The 20,557-nt window shown below is 68.1% G+C and carries 10 protein-coding genes; 6 read left to right on the top strand and 4 right to left on the bottom strand.

Annotation, left to right across the window (positions count from 1 at the left end; genetic code table 11):
• Positions 1 to 238 precede the first annotated feature (238 nt).
• The 6 genes from ACFHW0_RS18090 (at position 239) to ACFHW0_RS18065 (ending at position 6,131) form a co-directional block, all read left to right on the top strand.
• Positions 239 to 391: a hypothetical protein gene (locus ACFHW0_RS18090; RefSeq protein ID WP_416609111.1), complete on the top strand. Its 153-nt coding sequence runs from the start codon at positions 239 to 241 to the stop codon at positions 389 to 391.
• 36 nt (positions 392 to 427) lie between these two features.
• Positions 428 to 577, top strand: a complete 150-nt coding sequence (locus tag ACFHW0_RS18085; RefSeq protein ID WP_416609110.1) for a hypothetical protein — start codon at positions 428 to 430, stop codon at positions 575 to 577.
• Positions 578 to 679: 102 nt separating this feature from the next.
• On the top strand, positions 680 to 1,237 hold the full coding sequence (locus ACFHW0_RS18080; protein ID WP_416609107.1) for an HNH endonuclease family protein: 558 nt from the start codon (positions 680 to 682) through the stop codon (positions 1,235 to 1,237).
• Positions 1,238 to 1,568: 331 nt separating this feature from the next.
• Positions 1,569 to 3,488, top strand: a complete 1,920-nt coding sequence (locus ACFHW0_RS18075; protein WP_416609105.1) for an Hsp70 family protein — start codon at positions 1,569 to 1,571, stop codon at positions 3,486 to 3,488.
• 19 nt (positions 3,489 to 3,507) lie between these two features.
• On the top strand, positions 3,508 to 5,631 hold the full coding sequence (locus ACFHW0_RS18070; protein ID WP_416609103.1) for an AfsR/SARP family transcriptional regulator: 2,124 nt from the start codon (positions 3,508 to 3,510) through the stop codon (positions 5,629 to 5,631).
• Positions 5,628 to 6,131 carry a hypothetical protein gene (locus ACFHW0_RS18065; protein ID WP_416609101.1) on the top strand — a complete coding sequence of 168 codons (504 nt, stop codon included), beginning with the start codon at positions 5,628 to 5,630 and terminating at the stop codon, positions 6,129 to 6,131. Before ACFHW0_RS18070 ends, ACFHW0_RS18065 begins: the two co-directional genes overlap by 4 nt.
• Before the next feature lie 8 nt (positions 6,132 to 6,139).
• On the opposite strand, the gene ACFHW0_RS18060 is transcribed toward ACFHW0_RS18065, so the two are convergent.
• From ACFHW0_RS18060 to ACFHW0_RS18045, 4 genes are all read right to left on the bottom strand, one after another.
• Positions 6,140 to 6,361 (bottom strand): hypothetical protein, encoded by a 222-nt coding sequence (locus ACFHW0_RS18060; RefSeq protein ID WP_416609099.1) that lies wholly within the window; start codon positions 6,359 to 6,361, stop codon positions 6,140 to 6,142.
• A gap of 11 nt (positions 6,362 to 6,372) precedes the next feature.
• Complete coding sequence (locus ACFHW0_RS18055) at positions 6,373 to 6,963, bottom strand: hypothetical protein (protein WP_416609096.1); 591 nt, start codon at positions 6,961 to 6,963, stop codon at positions 6,373 to 6,375.
• 182 nt (positions 6,964 to 7,145) lie between these two features.
• On the bottom strand, positions 7,146 to 13,433 hold the full coding sequence (locus ACFHW0_RS18050; protein WP_416609094.1) for a polymorphic toxin type 28 domain-containing protein: 6,288 nt from the start codon (positions 13,431 to 13,433) through the stop codon (positions 7,146 to 7,148).
• Positions 13,434 to 13,528: 95 nt separating this feature from the next.
• A complete protein-coding gene (locus ACFHW0_RS18045; protein ID WP_416609092.1) occupies positions 13,529 to 20,020 on the bottom strand; it encodes a carboxypeptidase regulatory-like domain-containing protein in 6,492 nt (2,163 codons plus the stop codon).
• Positions 20,021 to 20,557 lie beyond the last annotated feature (537 nt).

Raw genomic sequence — 20,557 nt, 5'->3', positions numbered from 1 at the left:
GCCGGCAGCGCGGCGCCCAGCTCGAAGACCGGCAGCGCGCCATGGGGCACGGGGACCCCCGCGCACCACCCAGCCGTACGACCGGGACAAGGACGCCCTCGACCGCGAGCCGGCCTTCCTCGTGGCGGCCGCCGCCTCCGGCCACGACATAACGACGAATGATTCCGCAGGTCGGCGGGCCTCTTCATGCCCGATCGGCTGGCATCCCCACTGTGGACATCCGGCGTAACCTGTGCCGATGCAACCCGACGACCCCACCCAGCGCCAGCAGCAGCCCGTCCCGCCGCAGCCCGCGGCGTACCCGCCGCCGCAGGGCCCGCAGTACCCGCCGCCGCAGGCGCCGCCCGGACAGTACCCGCCCCAGGGGTACCCGCCACCGATGGGCTACTAGCAGACCAGCGTCGCCTCGGGCGGGATCCCCGGCTGGATGCACGTCCTCTACGCAGTCGGCGGATTCCTCACCTGCGGCGTCGCCTGGATCATCTGGCCGATCCACTGGTGGTTCGCCCAGTCAAAGAGCCGCTCGACGACCACCGTCACCCACGTTGCGCCGCCGCAGCAGTACCCGCCGCAGTAGCCAGGGCGACACGGACCAACGCCCGCCGGGTAGTGGTCCCCAGCGGGCGCTTCACCGTGCTGCCATCAGTGGCCCCGGCGGCCGCGTCCCCTGTCTATCCGGTTGCCCTGTGACCGGCGGCCGACCGGATCCCGTGCCGGCACGTCGGTCATCTCGCCGACGTTCGGGCTGCAAAACACCACCGGGGGCGCTGGCCGCCGGTCACCCGCTGGCGCGGCGGGCGCCGGAGCCACCAGCGTCAGCCGCGAGCAGGTTCTTAAGCGCGACGGCACCTCCGTTGTCGTGGACAGTTCCTGCGCGGCGGTGTCCGGGCGCTGGTACAGCCCGTACGACGGAGCGACCTGGTCCGCCGCCTCCGACGTGGATATCGACCATGTTGTGCCGCTGGCGGAGGCGTGGCGCTCCGGGGCGAGCGGGTGGACGACCAGCCGGCGGCAGAGCTTCGCCAACGACCTGACCGGTCCGCAATTGATCGCGGTCACCGACAACGTCAACCAGGCCAAGGGTGACCAGGACCCGTCGACCTGGCAGCCGCCGCAGTCCGCCTACCGGTGCACCTACAGCAAGATGTGGATCACCGTGAAATACAACTGGGGTTTGGCTCTGCAGTCGTCGGAGAAGTCCGCGCTGCAGAGCATGCTCAACACCTGCTCGTCCTGATACGAACCCCTCATGCGGCGAGGGGTCGACACGCGCTGAGGTGACTGTCGTCTGTGCACGGGAACGGTGCGGGGACCGGATTGGTGCCGGCTCCCGCACCAATGGCCTGGTTCGTTGAGCATCCGCAGTAGCGGTACTGCGGTCACCGGTGTCTGAGCATGTGGAAGTGGGAGCGGCCAGGCCTGGGAAGAGGCGTTCGTGGGGAAGTGCCGTGGTGGTTCGGTTGGGGGTTTCGCTGATCCGCTGTTCGGGGGCGGCCCTCACCTCATGGCGATCGCGGGCAGTGATGCGTAGGTGACAGCATAGTGATCATCGTGCTTGACTGGGGTCTATGCGGTCGGGGGAAGCGCGGCTGGCGATTGACTGGGGCAGTGCCAGCACATCGGCGGTGTTGGCGTGGCCTGACGGGACATGGTCGCCGTTGACGTTCGGGGCCGAATCGGCGTTGTCCAGCGCGGTGTTCCTGTCCGAGGACGGCGGCGTCATCACGGGGCAGCCGGCCTGGCAGGCCGCGGCCGGGTGCCCGGAACGTTTCATTCCGGCTCCGCGCCGCTCAATCGAGCAGCGGGAGGCGCTGCCCGGTGGCGAGGTCGACGCGGTGGACCTGGTCGCGGCGACGTTGCGGCAGGTGGCTGAGCAGGCTGGCGCCGTCGCCGGTGGCGAGATCGAGGATGTGCGCCTGGTAGTGCCGGCTGGTTGGGGGCCGCGGCGGCGTACCTGGTTGCGGCACGCGGCGCATCGGGCGGGCTTGCCGCAGCCTCGTCTGGTGGAGGCCCCGGTGGCCGTGGCGACCCGGATGCTGGCATCAGGTGTGCATTTGCCGGTCGGGTCTTATGTCGTGGTGTGTGATGTGGGTGGCGGCGCGGAGGTGAGCGTCCTGCGGCGCGGGCCGGCCGGGTTCGAGGTCCTCGCCACCCTGTCCGATGCGTCCGCTGGCGGGTCCGCCGTCGATGACGCGTTGATCGGCGCGCTCATCGGCGGTGAGCCGAACGCGCCGATCCCGGACGGAACGGCATCGAACGGTACGCAGTGGGTGCTGCTGGCCAGTGTCCGCGCCGCGAAGCATGCCCTCGGTGAACATCCCGCGGTGACGGTGCCCCTGCCGGACGGGCCTGCGGTGGTGGTGAACGGCACTGTGCTGGAGCAGGCCGCGCGGCCGGTCGCGCAGCGCGTCGCCCAGTTGGCCGTCGAGGCGGTCGCTGCGGCGGAGGTGGATGCGGCCGAGGTCTCCGGCCTGTACGTCGTGGGCGGCATGGCTGGTATGCCAGCGGTGGCCGAGGCTCTCGCCGAGTGTGTGGGTGTGACGCCGGTGGTGCTCGCCGATCCGGCGATGGCCGCCGTCTGCGGGGCGGCGGACGCGGGCGCGGCAAGCGTCGGGGCCGGGGTGGAGATGGCGGAGTCGCCGGTGCCGCCGGTGCCGCCGGTACGGCGGGCGGTGGCGATCGCGGTGCCGGGCTTCGCGTCACTGGCTTTAGTGGCGCAGTTCCTGCTCACGGCGCAGTGGAATGGCTGGTACGTGCACCGGTGGGCGCTGCTCAACTGGGGTGAGCTGGCGATGGCGGCGGTGTTCGCGCTGGTCGCCGCCCTTGGGGCGGGCACGGTGATCGCGTCCGCCCTCGCCGCCCGCCCCGGCCAGGCACCGATGTCCGCGGGTGGGCAGGTCGGCACGGGCATCCTGGCGTCGATGTCGTTGGGTGTGGCGGTGGCCGGGCTGTACGCGGTGGTAGGCAGCGTCTACATCGGCCAGGAGGTGGGCTCGTTTCTGCGGTGGGCGTTGATGCCGATCGCACCGGTGGTCGTGGTCGCCGCGGTGATGGCCGTGATCGCCGCACGGCAGTGGCGCCAACCTGTGGGTGGCTGGTCGCAGGTGCTGGCGTTTCCGACCGGCTCGGTGGTGTGCGCGGCGGCGGGAATGGCGCTGATCCAGTACTCGCTGACAGCGGATCGGTGGCCGGATCTGGTGTTGTGGATCGATGCCGCTGGCCGGGTCGGTGGGCTGTTGCTCGGTATCGGGGTGGTGATGGCGGTCGTTTCCACGCCGCTGCTGCGGCTGATCCTCGCCGCTCCGCTGGGGGTGATCAGCGCGGCGATCGTCAGCCAGGCCGCCTCCGGGATCCTCGGGGTGATCTACGCGACCGCGGTCGCCGTGTGGTGGACCCGCCAGGTGTGGGCGCGCGTCATCCGCCCCGCCCGGCAGCCGGTGCAACACACCGTGACCACCACCGTGGCGGCGTGTCGTGGGGGTGGGTGAGGTGCGCTGGCCGCGGCAGGTGGCGTACCTGCTTGTTCTTGCATTGCTGCTTGTCGGTCCGCCGGTGGTGCTGGTCACGGTTGTCGGCTGGCCCGCGAACGGTTGGCCGGACCTGCGGCAGTGGGTGACGCAGCCGCTGACCGCGCAGAGCCTGGCCGTGGCGTTGACCGTAGCGGCGTGGCTGGTGTGGCTGATGCTCGCCGCCACGGTCGCCGTCCGAGTGGCTGCGCGGGCACGGGTGGGTGCACGGTGGCTGGGCAGGGTTCCGTTGCCCACCCCGTTGCAGGCCACCGCCACCGGCTTGGCCGGTGCCGCCGCGTTCGGGGCCGGCGCCCACACCGGAGCTACCGCTGACGGGCAGCAGGTTGCACTGCCTGTGGCAGCCGGGACTTTCGACCAGCCGACCGATCCCGACGCGAACGGCGTCGAGCGCCTCGACGGGGTGTCGGAGGTAGGCGACGCCGGTGGGGTGGTGCTGCGGGGAGGCTGGCTGCCCTGGGAGTTCGCCGAGCAGGTCGCTGCCGCCGCCGGTTTGGTGTGGCTGCGCCGCCGACGCACCTACCAACCCCACCCACCACCTGATGCACGCGACGATACGGACCTGGCGCCGCTGCCGGAGACCGTCACCACTGTCCAGGCCGCCCTCGTCGCCCCCACACCACCGGCCCGAGCCACCGGCATCGCAGCGGACGGGCCCGCAGGGGCGATCGCGTCGCTTCCGTCAGGCCGCATCGCATTGACTGGCCCGGGTGCCCTCGCCGCGGCCAGAGGCATGCTGGTCACCGCCGCTCTCGCCGGTCTGCGCCACCCCGCAGCGTCGGCACCCTTCGTGATCACCCGTGTCGCGGCGAGCCTGCTGCTCGACGCTGACATCGTGGCGCGGCCGTTGCCCGGCGTACAGGTGGCAGGCAGCGTCGACGACGCCGCGGTGTTACTTGCGTCATCGGCCGCAGCCCGGTACAGCTCCGGACGAGACGACACCGGCCGGCCGGTGCTGATCTGCGAGTCCGCACCGCGCGGTGAACCGCTCGCGGTGGCGTTAGCGGCGAGCGCCGCAACCGCCGTGTTCCTCGGCGCCGGTACAGCCGAGGTGATCTTGCATGTCGACGCGGCGGGCCACACCCACGATCCACACCGACCCGACTGGGTAGGGCCGCGGCTATGCGTGCTCGACCCGGTGGCGGCCACCGACCTACTCGCCGTGATCACCCCGGCGCACACACCTGACGTACACCCCGGCGCCGGGTCCACGCCCGCGACCATGACTACACCCAAGCGACCACGCATCCCCCGCCAAGCGAACGGCGGGCGCCACGCCCATCCGCCCGCGCGCGCCGTCGCCGGGCGGCTTGATCTGCGGGTTCTTGGCAAGCCAACCCTGGTTGCCGACGGCACTCCCGTGTCGATCCGGCGCAGCGCCGCCCTGCAGGTGCTGGTCTTCCTCGCGGTGCACTCCGACGGAGCCAGCAGCCAGCAGATCGTCGAGGCCATCTGGCCGGGCCTGCCCGCGCACCGGCTCACCGGCCGCCTCTACACCACCCTCAGCGACCTACGAACCACGGTGCGGGCGGCCTGCGGACTAACCGTCATCGACCACGTAGACAACCGCTACCGCCTCAACCCCGGCCTCTGCGATGTCGACCTGTGGCGGGTGCGTACCCTGGCCGCGCGCGCCGCCACCGCCGTCACCAGCCCGGCCACCGCCTGGCAGGCAGTCGTTGAGGCCTACAGCGGTGACCTCGCCGCCGGCCACCAGTGGCCGTGGCTGGACCCGACGCGGGAGGCCACCCGCCGCCACGTTTTGGACGCATACGCCGCCCTGGCCAACGCCGAACGGAATCCGCGACGCGCCCTCGAACTCCTCCAGGCCGGCATCCGCGTAGACCCCTACAACCAGGCCCTTCACCAGCAAGCGACCGAGATTCTCACCGCGCTCGGCGAACACGACACCGCCACCGAGCTGGCCGACACCTACAACCGTCGTCTCACGGCCGCAGGACTCCCACCCACCGTGCTCATCACCCCGTGTCGACGTACGGGTCAACGTGCAGAGCCAGGCACAGCTGCTGAGTGCACAGCGTCCTGCGGATGCGCGCCGGTGGAGCTGAACCCGGCGATCAAGGAGCCGACATCCCCGCGTTGATCCCGCAGGTCTATCTCAACTACGACCCGTACACGAAGCGTCAGGGCGGAACCGCCCTTGCCCGACAGCGGATGGACTTCCTCCTGCTGCTGCTGAACCGGGCGCGCGTGGTGATCGAGTGCGACGGTGTCCAGCACTACGCCGACGATCTCGGCCGGGCCAGCCCTCAGCGGTACGCGGAGATGGTCGCCGAGGACCGCAGCCTACGGCTGCGTGGCTACGAGGTCTACCGCTTCGGCGGCCAGGAGTTGCGGGAGGATCCCGGCCCATCGACCTGCTGCGCACCTTCTTCGACGCGTTGGCCGCACGCCACGGCGGAGGAGCTTGAGTCCGGCGTCGCCGGCACCGCCCGAGGAGGCGACGCCACGGAATCACGGCCAGGGGTAGCGGCCCGGTCCAGGAGGCGCCAGGCGCCCGGCCCGGCCTGGCCGCGCTATCCAATATCGACGCCCCCGGTGGGGTCTCTTCGAGATCCAGGAGGGACCACAGGTGCCAGGTGAGTGGGTGGTCACCCAGGGGTGGGATCTCCTCGCACCTCGCCGATCTGCTCCTCCAGCTCCGGAGCGAGGTCATGGAGCGACTGCACCCCGGTTACCGCCGGGCCAGTGCTCTGCGGGGCCACCGACGGGCGCTGGCCGCCGCCGGCCGAGGAACTGCTGCTGGCTGCCCCGCAGGCCGCGGTGAGAAGGATCCCCTCCGCGGCCGCCAGGGCGGTCAGCGAGCGCGTCATCAGAGTACGTTTCATCGATTGGTCTGGCATTCGCGTCGGTACCGCTGGTCGGCTTGACGAAGAACACCTGCCGCCCAGGATCCGTCAAATTCCACGGATGTGTCGACACTCGGCAGATCCTGGATGGCAGCGCCGGTGGCCAGGGCCAAGCCGTCCAGAGCTGCACGCCTAGTGATCTCGTCTTCCTCCGAAGATGTGGCCGTTTGGATCAGGCAGGCCAACAGAGAAGAGCTCTTACTCTGCGCAAGGTACTTTCCGGCCCGGGTCAGAGCAACGATTCGGACGTCTTCCTCATAGTCCCAGTCAACACCCTGGCAGAAGGCAAGGTATTCGTCGTGGTACTTTCCAAAAAGGCCCCACTCGTCGAGCACAATCGACGCGATCCGACTGAGCATGGGATCCCCTGGACTATCCAGGAACGGAGCCACCAACTCCTCGTGGTCTCGGGCGTTTCCCGCCCGCCCGATAATGTGGATCAGGCGATACAGGTCGTGGTGCGCCGAGGGGTTTCCTATGATTTGGGCAACCCACTCGACCTCACCCTTCGAGACCCGCCCGTACTTCGCGCGGTCCAACAGGTCGTCAAGGTCCGGCTCTGGCACAACACACTCCTTTTAGGTTGATGCTAGATCCGCATCCAGATCCGGCCGACGGCTGGGGTGCGCATCTGGGGCACCCCCGGCGGGACCTGCGCCGGCTTGTGCCATCGTACGGTCGTCGGGTGTCCTGCAGGACACCCGACGACCGCGCGGGGGCACCCCGTGTGCCTGACCTACGTGAGAGGTCAGGCTGTTCCCGGTGGGACGTACTTGTACGAGTAATCCAGCATCCGGCTCGCGTATGAGAGTTCGACCTGCAGGTTGACGCGCTCGTCCACCGTCATGCGTTGCCCGAACCTCATCCTGTCCTTTATTGAGTTCACGCGCTTCAACAAGCCTCGCTGCGCGTCCCTTACCTCAGCCACGTGGTTCCATGGAGTTCCGTCAGCCTTACGCGCGACCACCTCGCCCCGAAGTTCTCTCTTCGCAGCACCAAGATCCTTGGGCTGCAGGTGGTCGCCGACAATCCTTCCACTCTTCGTGGTTCTGAGGAAATGCGGAACGCGGACGATTGGGTTCGCACGCCCATCCGACCCTGCCGCTGTCGGCGAGTGGACCGACATCGGGCCGAGCTCCGACTCGGACGCGTAGACGTCCAGAAGACCCGTGTAGGTCTGGTCGATGAAGGCTTGAAATTCTAGAGAGCAGAGACGAGTGCTGGCGGTTGAATTACAGGCGAGGAGGAGCAGCCGGATGGCGTCCAGATCCTCGTGACCTGAAAGCCTTCCTCCCGCCGCCAACAGCTTGGCCCTCTCTGTCTCCACCTGGTGAGCAAGTTCATCCGGGTCGTAGACGTCACCGTCATGAAGAACAATGGGACCGATCGCCGGTGGTTCCGATTTCGTGGTTCCGCCGCTCGGACGACGGGGGTCCTTCGAGCCGGAGCATCGGGGCCAGCAACCCGGGTTCTTGGCCTTGTTCTTCCGATTGCCCTTCTCATCCCCAGGGCGGTAGTCGGGACAACTGGCGATGGTCAGGCAGTCGGTGTCGATGAGTCCGCTGGGGTCACTGAAGGTTGCAGGGCTGTTGTTGGAATAGGCATAGGCGTTCCACTGCTGTGGATCCGTCAGATCCATTACCGGGTCAACGCTGATGAACCGCCCGATGGAGGGATCGTATTCCCGGGCCCCGAGATGGGTCAGACCGGTGGGGTCCTTGGTTCCACCGAGAAAGCCCTTGTCGTTGGGCCACGTCGGGTTGCTTCCGCGGGGCTGGCCGAACGGCGTCTCCCGCCGGATCTTTGACTGCTGCGTCGCGGCCTCGACCGAAACCCCGGCCGTCCCATGGTGGTCACCAGCCAGCCAGGTCAAGCCGGCGGCCGTGCGGGACGCGATTGTGACGCCGTTGTAGGAGTAGTAGCGGGTGCAGGTGGTGGTATTCGTGGCCGAGTTGTAGCGGATTTCCTGCCCCGGCAGGTACAGCGTCTTACCCGTCGGGTCCCTGCGGATCAGTCGGTTGCCGTTGGCGTCGTAGACGAAACTGGTCTGGCCGGTGGAGTCGGTCGCCGTGTCGAGGTGGCCCTCGGAGTCCCAGGTGAGCGTCTGGGTAGCGGAGGATCCGTTGGGGCGGGTCAGGGTGTTGCCGGTTTCGTCATAGGTGTAGCTGCCGACTTGGCCGCCGGTGGTGGAGGTGAGGCTGTGCGGCTTGGGCGTGCCGTCGGCCGGGTAATTGTAGGTGGTTGTGGTGTTTCCGGTGGCGGTGTGGACGGTTTCGGTCCGTCGGTTGCCGATGTTGTCGAAGGTCCACGACTGCCAATACGGGGCGGGCCCGCCCAGGGCGGTGGCCGAGCGCGTTTCGGCGCAGTCACCGGAGGAGGGCGTCCACGCCTCGGTGAGTCGGCGCAGGTGGTCATAGGTGAAGCACTGGGTGTCGTCGACAGGGTCAGGGGTGACGTCGGCGATCCTGGTGATGTTGCCGGTCTTGTCGTAGCGGTACTGAATGTCGGCGAGGATGTTCGGCGTCACGGAGTCGCGGTCGGTGCGGATTCCGGTAAGGCGCCCGGTCTCCAACTCACGGGTGTACTTTTGGAAGACTCGCCCGCCGAATCCGGTGTAGAGCTCCATTTGGTCGACCTCGGCGAGAGCGTTGTAGTCGGTGTCAACGACGTACGAGGATTCGACGCCGTCGTAGAGGGTACGCATGCCGGTCTGCAGGCCGTAGCTGTTGTAGTCAAACAGCAGCGTCTCCTCCGGCAGGTCTGCGTTCGTCGACGGCATGCCTTGCGACGCCACCGAGCCGTCCACCTTGTATGACGTGCCAAACGTGTACGTGCCGGCGATCCCGGTTTCGGACGTGGGGATCACCACTACCGTGCCCGTCGGCTGGTAGCTGTCCGTGTAGCCGCTGACCTTCACCTGGTAGGCGGCGCCGTTGACGTAGCGGTTCGACTGGGTTAGCTGCCCCTTCGCCAAGGTGTCGTAGAACCACAGCGCCCGCGGGGTGCCTCCGATCTGGTTTTCGTAGACCCCCCGCTTCCGGTTGAGGGGGTCGTACCCGTACGCCAGCTTCTTGCCACGGGCGTCGGTGATCGTGGTAACCCGCCCGCCGTTATCGTAGGTGGAGATCGTTTTGCCCTTGTCGGGATCGCTGACTTCGATCTGCCGGCCCCAGATGTCGAACGTGTATGTCCACTTGTTGCCGCGAGCGTCGATGCTCTGCGTCATTTGCCCCTTGCGATTGAAGGTGTAGGTCGTGGCGTCCCAACTACCGGTGGTGCCAGGGGTCGGCGCGGCACCGTGATACTGGCGGATTTCGGCCGTTCGACCGAGGGCGTCGGTGTGGGTAGACGTGGCGGTGCCACCGGCGGGTGGGGTGACGTCGGTACGGTCGCCGGCGTAGTAGGTGGTGGTCCGCCAGCGTTCAGCATCGTAGGGCTGGAAGATCGAGGCGGTGGTTCGGCCTGCGCCGTCGTATTCGGTGCGGGTCTGGGTGGGGACAAGGGCCCGTTCGGTCGCGGTGACCAGAGTCGTGCCAGCGGTACCGGTTGCGTGGTAGCTGTCGAACGTCTTGACCGGCCGTCCGGCCGTGTCGTAGAAGGTGTCCGTCAGTAGCCGTCCACCTGAGGGGGAGGCGGACTGGGTTTGCCGCTCCCGCATGAGCCCGTCATACAGGGTGTGTGACGTAATGTAGTTACCTGCGGCGTCGAGTTCCGAGGTGGAGACTGCCGTGGCGCTGTCGTTACGGATTTGATAACCGAAGGTCACGCTGGCGGTTTCGGTGGCACGGGCTCTGCCGGGCAGCCAGACGGAGGAAAGGCGTCCCAGCCCGTCGTACGCCAACTCGGTCTGCTTGTCGTTCGCGTCCCGGACGACTGTCGCGAGCCCCCACGCCGGGTTCAGCGTCGTCGTGGTGACGTGAAGCATGGGGTTGGTCCGGGTCACTGCGGTGACCGGCCCCCCGGTCGTCGGGGTGTAGGCGGTCTTGGTCTCGTAGTTATTGGCGTCCCAGGTCGAGGTGACTCGTCCGTGAACGTCATACGCTACCCGCCCGACGGTGGTGAAGGTCGGCGCACCGTTGTTCCAGGCGCTCATGTGCTCGGTGCGGGTGGGGAGGCCCCGTTCCGGCTCGGCCTCGAAGTTGTGGTCGTCATAGGTGGTGCGAGTTTCCCCGATGACGTCATCGTCGGCCAGGGTCTCGGTGATGTCGGCGCACTTGACCGCGTAGGTCTGTACGCGGTGTGCCCGGTCCATGAGCCAGTCGGTGGTGTTGCGTGGGGTGTAGTCGGTCTTGGTGCACTGCTCGTCGCCGTTGACGCCGTCCTGGCCGAGGTCGTCCACGCTCACGGTCATGCCGTAGACGTCGTAGCTGGTGACGGTCTTGGTGACCCTCTCACCCCGCCCGGCGTCGAGGACGGCGTGCTTGGTCACGATACCGGTCCGGTTGAAGCGGGCGGTGACGGTGTCACCGTTGATCGTGCGGGTCGCCGTCGCCGCCGATCCCCAGGGGGTGCTCAGCTCGCGCTCCACCACAGGCCCGTCGGGGCCGTTGAAGGTTTTGGTTTCCCGGGTCATGCCCGCGAACCAGTCCTCGTCGTTTATCCCGTCGATGGTGGCGGTGCGGATACCGCCGGTCGGCGCGAGCTTGTCGCCATGCATGCCGCGGAAGTAGCGGGTTTCGGTGTAGGTCTGCTCGCCCGGGTCACCCACAGTGACGCCGACGCGCCCGTACCCCCGGTAGTCCGACCAGGTTTTGTTCTTCTTGTCGATCAGGCCGTCGTCGTCGTTGTAGTGCCAGGCCACACCATCAAGGTAGGTGTACTTATAGGCCACACGCTTGCTGCCCTGCGGCGGGACGCCCCCAGTGTTGTCGTTCTCGTAGATGGTGTCGACCACGTATTTGTTAAACCAGTCAGTGACCGGGTTGGCATAGCCCTCCGGCTCCCAAATGACCGGGTAGCAACGGCGGGAGTTGGTGTGCGGGCTGGGCATGGTCTGCCCGGCCTGGCAGTCCTGCTTAGAGTAGTTGATGCTGAGGGTTCCGCCGGTCTCGTTACGGATTTTCGTGATCCGCATCCAGTTCATCGCTTCGGCGAAGTCGATCGTGTCGACTCGGTTAGACAGCTGGACAGGGGTGAATTCGATGTCTGGCAGGCTGGTGGTGGCGCCGACCAGGCCGGCGTGAGAGATCTTGTTCAGCCACAGGCCGGCTCGGGTGCCGTCCCCGGGATCGGGGAAGGTGTGACTCAGCGTCCACCGCTCTACGTTCTCGTAGCCGCTGCCGTTGCGCACCTGCGTGGTGACGGTGGACAGCCGTTTGGTGGTCCAGAACGTCGGCGCGAATTTGTCGGCGCAGGATGACCCGGTGCACTCGGAGTCCCAGGGCGTGTCTGGCCACTGCGTCTCGGTGTGGGTCGTGCAGTTGCTGAGGCAGCGGTTGGCCTCCCCAAGATCGACGCGAAAGGGTGCCGGGGTGCTTAGCACGGAGTCGACGCCGTTGACGCGACGGGTGCCGTAGTCGATGCGGTCAAGCCAACCGCCCCGGTCGTAGATGGTGTCGTCGTCCGGGTCGAGGTTACGGCCGTACTTGTTGGTCTCCTTGCCGTACCAGTAGGACAGCGAGTTCCCGTGGACGTCCACGACGTAGTCCAGGTTCCACCGCCATGCCTCGACGCAGTCGGAGTCGGCGAAGTCGGCGGCGTGGCAGGGCTCTCCGGGGTCGTTGCTGAATACCGGAACCGTCCAGGTGGAGTTGGTTTCCGGGTTCGTGGACGCCCAGCCGGGCAGTCGGTTGATCCCGAACCAGTACTGGGTGCCGTTCGTGTTGGTGACGACCCAGTACTCGCCGTTGTTGTCACCGTTGCGCGCACCGCTCTTCCGCTCGATCCGGGAGCCGTCGTCGCTGCGCAGGTGCCATCGGTTTTCGGTAGCGTTGTAGATCAGCTCACCGGAGCTGCCGTTCAGCGACAGCACGGCGTTGTCGGTTTCCCAGCAAAGGTCGCCGGTCTTCTCGTTGTTGTTGGCCGATCCATCCATGTCGCTGGCGCATGCCTTGTAGCGTCGCTCGATGAAGCCGCCGGGCCACGCCTCGAAGCCCTCGCCCACCCAGGAAGGCTGATTGTTGGAGGCGGCGTGGCGGCCGTCGACGGACTGCGAGGAGTAGCTCAGTTCGACCTGCGGCTCGAGTCCGCCGGGCGTGGGCGGCACGCGCATAGGGTATGACCAGGTGAAAGCCCCGGAGTTGCCCCCTGCGGACCAGGTCGAGGAGGCCTGCAGTGGGGTGGCCGAGTAGTCGCCCGCAGGCCCGGACGGGGCGGCCGAGACCGCGATCATGGTCTGCGCCGTCCGTGCGGGCACATCGGCGGACACTGTGCGGGCAGTCGGGTCGTTATGAGATGGCAGCGGCGTGCCCGCGCACTGCTTCTTCTCAGGCGATTTCAGGGCGCAGTCGGGCAGTGACACGAGTCGGAGTCGGCTGGCCCAGTCGGCTCCGTACGCGGTGGCAAACGATGCGTAGTCGACGGTGAGGTCGACCTTCCCGCTTGCCGCGTTGCCGTCGGCGCGCTCCACCTTGAGCAGCAGGCCGCGTACTCCAGCGCGCTCTGTGGTGGCGCGGTCAAGCACCTCGACGCGTACTCGACCGGGGGGTGCCGTGCTGCGGGCGGACGCGGCTGGCCGGGCAATTCGTACCGGCAGGGTGCCGGCGCGGGCCGGGCTGGCGTCAGGCCGGGCGCCGGTGAGGTCGACCACGGCGGTGCCGGCGGGCGGCCAGGCCGAGGCGGGCTTGGTCGACGCCGGCGGCGGCAGCTTCGCCGCGGGTACCGTCGCGGGCTTGACCGTCTTGACGGGCACGGTCGGGATGGGTTTAGCGGACGTCGGCTGGTAGCCGGTCGGGGCGGCCTGCGCCGGGACGCTTTGAAGCAGGCCGGCGACCAAGGTGACGGCGACGGCCGCCGCGAGCGAACCACGTCGCCGCTTCTTAGCTTTTAGTTTTCGGATAATTGCTGAGAGTGACGAAGCGGGCGAATGCGGGATCACCAGAAGCCTCCGACAGTTTCGAGGATCGGCAGGGTGCGAGCTTTGGGAGGGGTCGTCTCGCGGGAGACGGTCCCCTCGTGGTCACCGTGGCGTGGTCAGGGGGTGGGCGGGTTGAACCTGAGCCCGAGGCCTGGTCGGAGGACGGGTTGGCGGTAGGTGTACTGGATGGCGGTGTTGCCGTCGGCGTTCTCGATGCCGATGGTGGCGGCGCCGCCGCGTTCGAGGAAGGTGCCGTCGTTGTCGGTGTAGGCGAAGCTGAAGCCGCCGGTCTCGTCGAGGATGACCTGGAAGGTCACGCGGGTGAGGGGGTCTTCATAGGAGTGAACGTTGCGCCACTCGACGACGAACTGCCGGCTGCCGGTGCTGCCGCGCACGGTTGTGCGGACGCTGGCGCTGCTATCGACGACCCAGTCGTGCCAGAACGGGTAGAGGGCGGCGTTGGGTTCCTCGGGGCTGGCCGGTGACGGGATTGGCCACGCGTCCGGCGAGGGTTCGCCGGGGTCGATGAAGCTGAGCACGCCGTTGCTGTCCACCCAGCCGGTGGTGTATGTCTGCCCGTACAGCGTTACCGGGAAAGGCAGGGTGACCGAGGTGTAGGCGTCGTCGCCGGTCACCGGCAGCACCGTGGTATTGGCCGGGGCGTAGGCCACCGCCTGCTCGGCCAGCGTGTATCCGCCGCCGGCGTTGGTGGCGCCCAAGGTGTATTCAGCGGTGGCCTGGGTGTTGGTGCCGACGACGACCTGCCGCACGTCGGAACCCTTACAGGCGCCGGTGACGGTGGCGATCGCTGCCCAGGTGCCGGCCGGCACGGCGTCGATCTGGTAGGTGCCGTCCACGGCGGTGGTGGTCGTCTTGTCTGCCACCGTGACGCTCGCCCCGGCGACCGGGGTGCCCTGGCAGGTGACGGTGCCGGCGACGCTGCCCTGCCCCGGCGGGTTGGGCTTGAATGTGACGCCCTGCCCGCTGGCCAGCCACGACTCGCGGAACAGGTACTGGAACCCGATCGAGCCGTCGGCGTTCTCGATGCCTACGGTGCCCTCGCCGCCGCGTTCGATCGGCTTGGCCGGGTCGATGTCGGCGTAGGCGAGGGTGATGTCGCCGCCCTCGTTGAAGATCACCTCGAAGGTGGCGCGGGTGTTGGTGTCGCCGTAGATGTGGACGTTACGCCATTCCACGACCCACTGCCGGTTCGGCGCGGTGCCACTGACCTTCGTGGCGATGCGGGCCTGCGAGTCGACCACCCAGTCGTCCCACAGCGCATAGACGGTGGCGTTCGGGGAGCCCTCGGCGGCCGGCGACGGGATCGTGCCCGGCCGCGAGCCGATCCAGCCGAAGTACGCCGGGTCCTTGAAGCTGATCAAACCGTTGGCGCTGATCCACGCCGAAGTGTACGACTCGCCGTAGAGCTTGACCGGGAACGGCGGGTTCTTCGGCCACACCGTCTCGTCGCCGCTCCAGCCCTCGGTGATGTCACCTGGGACGAAGGTGGTCGCACCCGCGGTGCACTTGTAGCCGAACTCGTCACCGTCGACCATCACCGACAGGTCCACGTCCAGCGTGCCGCCAGGGTGGTTGACGGTCTCCTTAGCGTATTGGCCGACGCACCGGTTGTCCCCGGTCGACGCGGCGAGGGTGTACTCGCCCACTGGCACGTTGGTGAACTGGTACCTGCCGTCAGCGCCCGTCGTGGTGCTCCGGTTGCCCGGGTTCAGGGTGACCGTCGCCCCGGCGTAGGTGCCGCCGGTGACGGCGGTGGTAAGGGTGCCGGTGACCGTGCCGGCTGGGGCCGGGGTGTAGGTGATCGAGCTGTTGCCGGTCAGCACCGCCTCTTGGAAGGAGTACAGCGCCGCCACTGTGCCCGAGGCGTTTTCCAACCCGACCGTCGCGCCCGCGCCCTGCTGGATCGGGGTGGACATCGCGCCGTAGTGGTACGCGATCCGCCCGTCCTCGTGGAAGATCACCTCGAAGGTCAGCCGCCCGGTGCTTGGCGGGCGGAAGTTGACGTTGCGCCATTCCACCACGAACGACCGGTTCGGGGCCGTGCCGAGGGTCTGGGTCCGCACGCTGGCCGACGCGTCCACTTCGAAGTCGTCCCAGAACGGCGCCACCACCGCGTTCGGAGCCGTCGCCGTCGGCATAGTCGGGTTGGCCCAGGTGTCCGGCTCCCCAGAGGCGCTGCCGAAGCTGACCAGCCCGTTGGTGTGCACCCGACCGCTGGTGTACGACTGGCCGTGGAACTGCATCGGGAAGGGCAGCGTCACCATGGTCGTCGCGTCGTCGCCGGTCAGGGCCAGCACCGTCGACGCCGCCACGAACCCGGACGTGCCCGTGGAGCAGGCGTACCCGAGGCCGTCGTAGTCCGGCCCTAGCTGCAGGTTCCGCACGGTGTCGGCGGACAGTTCCACCTGGCTACGCACCACGCTGCCGCACCGGCCGGACTGCGTGACGGAGACGGTGTAGCTGTCGGCGACTAGGCCGGTGAAGCTGTACGCCCCGCCCGCGCCCGTGGTGGTGCTCAGGCCGGAGGGGTCCAGCGTGACCGTTGCAGCGGCGACCGGGGCGCCGGCCGCGTCGGTAAGCGTCCCAGAGAGGTTGTGGGTCTCGAGCCCACCGGCGACGTCCGGACGGACGAATGTGATCGCCTTGGTGTTGGCCAGCACCGGCTCGTCGACCGAGTACGACAGACCGTCCTCACCGGCCGCGGCCTCGATGCCGACGATCGCGCTGGCGCCCTTTTCGGCGTCGTTGTCGAGCTGGTCGTAGTTTGTCGTCACCGTGCCGTCCGGCGCGAGCACCGCCTCGAACGACAGACGTTGGCTCGTGTTCCCCTTGCGGTGCACGTTGCGCCACTCGACCACGAACCGCTGGTCGGCGCCCGTACCGGTGGTGGCGGTGCGCACGCTCGCCGACGCGTCGACCACCAGGTCGTCCCAGAACGGGGCTACCACCGCGTTCGGGTCCGCCGGCGTGGGCAGCTGCCCGCCTCCGGTGTATGGGTGCGAACCACCCGGGTCGGTGAACGAGAGCACACCGTTGGTGTCCACCCAGGCGCTGCGGTACGCCCCGCCGTAGAACGGGAACGCGAACGGCAACTGCACCGTGGCGACGGCGTCGTCACCGGTCAGCGCCAGCACGTTACCGGCCTCGGTGAACGCCCTGGTCTGCTCGGCGCAGACATGGCCCAGATCGTCGCTGATGAAGGCGAGGAAGATATCTTCCATGTGCCCCTGACCGTCGATCTCGATCGGCTCGTTGAACACCAGTCCGCACCGACCACCGAACGTGACGGTGATGGTGTACGAGCCGGTGGGGAAGTTGGCCAGGGCGTAGCTGCCGTCGGCCTCTGAGGTGGCCTGGTAGCCGCCGGGTTGCAGCCGCACGACGGCTCCGGCCTGCGGCAGGAAGTTCGGGTCCCATACGGTGCCGGAGAGGCTCGCGGCGGGGGCGACGGTGAATTGCCCCTGGTTCATGCCGCTGACCCGGTTGCCGTCGTCCACCGCTACCGCGTGAACCGGCCGCTCCCCGATGGTGGTGCCCACGTTGACGGTCACGGTGGCCGTGCCACCCGCGGCGGTGGCGTTCACCGTGCTGCCCAGGCCGGTGCCGTCGACGCTGTACTTGAACTTCGTGACGTTCGTGTCGCCACCGGCGTCGAACTTCACAGTGAGCTGGCCGCCAGCGGTGATGGCGGTGCCGTTGGGGAAGGTGATCTTCGGCTGTAGCGGCACGGCCAGCTTCGCGAGGTTGGCCGGCGTCTCGATGAAGTTGTAGAACCGCACGTCGTCTACGGCTCCCGCGAAGAAGCTGTCGGAGTTGCCGTTGAACTTGCGCTTGCCGATCGCCACCTCGGTGGTGGCGTTGAAACCGCCCACGAGGGTGGCGGTGGCGGTCTGCGCGACGCCGTTGACGTAGAGCGTCATTTTCTTGGTTGACGCGTCGTAGACGCCCGCCAAGTGGGTCCACTTGCCGGCGGTAGGCATGGCGTCGGACAGGACGCTGTACCCGGCGGCGTTGTCGGTGTCGGCTGCGGCCATCGTGAACCGCCACCGTTGGTTGCTGCCGGCGTAGCCGAGGTGGTACGCCGACATCCGGGAACCGCTGGTGCTGACCACGGTCTGCACGCCCGTGCCCGCCGTGGAGTTGATTTTGACCCACGCGGTGACGGTGAAGCTCGCGTCCGTCCGGACCGGGGTGGAGACTCCGGTGTCCGGGTGCGGCGTGTTGATCGTCCCGGTCTTCGTCGCCGCGGTGGTGCCCGACAGCGACAGCGTGGAGCCCACCCCGGACCTGCCGGCAACTCGGGTGGCCGAGCCGATGGCCAGGGTGTTGCCGTGCCCGGAGACGTCGGTGGCGTTGGTGCCGGTCTCCTCGAACGTCCACTCCGCGGCAGGTCCGGATCCTGCCTGGACGCTGAAGGTGTACGTCACCGGGGGCGAGAATCGACCCGCGTGGTCCTTGGACCACACGTGGAGCACGTTGACCCCGTCGTGCAGCGGCGCCAAGCTGATGGACGCCCCGTAGTCGGTGGTGCGCGCCGGCACCGTTTTCGCCGCGGTCAGCAACCCGGAGTCGAGGCTGTAGGCGTATTCCCGCACCTCGTGCGGTCGAGCCGATGGCGGCGCGAAGTTGAACGTGCCGGGCAGGCCGACGCCACCGCGCGGCACGCCGTCGTTGGTGTAGTTGGTGGAGGTGACGCCGGCTGGTGACGGCGGGGGTGTCGCGTCCACGGTGAACTCGCACGTGCCGGACCAGGCACCGTAGTGGGAGCCGTCCCACGTCCGGGACTGCCAGATGTAACTGCCACCGTCGGTGAGCTTGCCCGACGGGATCGTCTTCGACACCGTCGAAGGGTTACCCGCCGCCTGGGAGACCTTGTCGGTCTCGTTACGCGCACCGCCGACCGGCCACCAGTAGAACCAGGTGGTCAGCGACTGCTGCGAGGTGTCCGGGTCGGAGTGCCTCGCGGCCAGGATCGGCGTCGTGGTCAGCACGTACGGGCGCGACGTGCCGGTAGCACAGGCCTTGCCGTCGGACTTGCGGTCCGACGGCGCATTCGGGTTGGTGTTGTAGGTGATCGCCAACTTCGGCGACGCGTGGTTGAACCGCTTCCACTGCCCCTTGGTGCCCTCGTCGATCGCCCGCAGACCCACCGTCAGCGTCGACCAGTTACTAGCCGCCGCCTTCGCTACCATCGTCTTGACGTTGAACTCGATGGTGCCGGTGCCGAGGCAGCCGTGCGCAGCCCCGTACTTGCGGTTGCCGACGGTTTGCGCCGTGTAGCTGCTGTACCAGCTTGGCTGGTTGTTCCATGTCGTGCCCGACGAGATCGCCCCCGTCATCCACAACTTCGCGTTGGTCTTCGGGCTGCACGTCCAGGCGTGTCGCTGCTCGACGCGGAACTGCGCGGCGAGGATGTGCTTGCCGCGTACCGACGAGGTGTTCATCCGGAACATCGACCGGATGATGTGGTCCGCGCATCCCGTGCAGTCCTCCGTACGACCGGCACCCGCCGAACCGAAGGTCTTGCCGTTATTCAACGCCGTCGAGTTCTGCCAGAACGAACTCGACTTGTGCTTGCTCCACACCGACGTCCACGCGTTGCTCGAGATGCCACCGGTCCACGAGGGGTCGATGTAGATGGGCAACTTCGTACGCGGGTCGGCCAGCATCGCCCGGTCCGGCACCAGCGTCACCGTGTCACCGTCCACCCGCACCGGCATCACGGCCCGACGAGCGAACTCAGGCACCGCCTTGCGTTCGGGTGCCACCGGCGCGGACCGCTCCCGTTCCTGCTGCCGCTGCTGCTGCGCCGCGTCCGGCTTACGCGGTGCCCCGAGCACGCGCACCCGCTTCTCGGCCGGCTTGGCCCCATCGACTTCGATGTCCGGGGCCTCTGACGAGTCCCACATGAGGGGCGCGGGCGCGGCGAACACGGTGCCGCCCTTGGCGTCACGGGCCGCGAGGCCTCCCCCCGGCGCCGTACCGACGGTGACTCCCTTGGTGCGCAGACCGAACCGTAGGGACGCCAACTTCGGATCCGCCGCCGCCTGGCGAGACCGCACCACCAGCACCTCGGAGAAGCCCATGGGCTGCGCGGTGACCCGCAGGTCGACGTCCGGCAGGACATCCCGGTACACCGCCGTGGGCCCCTGCAGCACCGGCTTCGGCAACCGGCCCGGCCAGGTCATGGCGAGCTCTCGGTCACCGTCGAGGAGCCGGGCGATCGGAGCCTCGCCACCGGCGGAGAAAACCGTGGGCAGCACGGTGGCCCGCGGCGCCACCCCGTCGGCGGACACCTTCAACGTGGTGTCCACCGGCGCCCAAGCGCCCCCCTTGCGCACCCGGGTCGGCTCGATGCTCTGCTCCAACGTCCGCGACCCGTCGACGTTGAGGAACGTCTGAGACCACTCCGTACGCGCCGAGAGATCCTCCACCCGGCGGCCGCAAATCCCCAGCATCCGACGGGCCGCGCCAGCGTCAGGCTGCTCGTCGACACACGAGGCCCTCGCCGGCTCAACCCCGGCAGCGGAGGCGACGGGTACCCCGAGCACCGAGGCAGCGGTGGCCGCGACGACCACAACCGCCATCCACCGCTGGCGAAAGCCTGATCTGACGCGCGAAAAGCGTGCAGGCATGGGCCAACCAGCCACCAGCCACCCCCGTGATCATGTCCGACAGTGCGCCAGACACTAGAGATGTAGATGCTTAAATGTAAAGAGGCGACTACAACTGGTGAGCACAAGACGGACAACCCTCCCTACAGGGGGCAGTAGACTGACTGAACGTCGCCTGGCATCCCCGATGATTGGGCGACGGCTGCCCCGCTCGGGCTGGGTCCTATGGCAGGCCGCCATCAAGGACGCGGGCGCTTGAGAACGGCAGCGGCCCGACTCGTCCGGCCGTCCCGCGCAACGTCCGAGAACCAGGCAGTATCGGATGTTCAGCCACGAACGGCACCGCTGACCACGCTGCTCGCCCGGATCCAGGCTTGTCACGATCGGCGCGTGGAAAACGTCTCAGCCCGCCGGCTCGCGCGTTCTAGGAATCGTGGTTGTAGTCACGACTCAACCTGGAGGCGCTGTTATGCGCGGCAACGGTGTGATCTTGAAACGGCGCGGGTGTCG

It is taken from the genome of Micromonospora sp. LOL_025 (assembly GCF_048060285.1).
GTDB lineage: Bacteria > Actinomycetota > Actinomycetes > Mycobacteriales > Micromonosporaceae > Micromonospora.
This window is presented reverse-complemented; position numbering and strand designations above follow the sequence as displayed.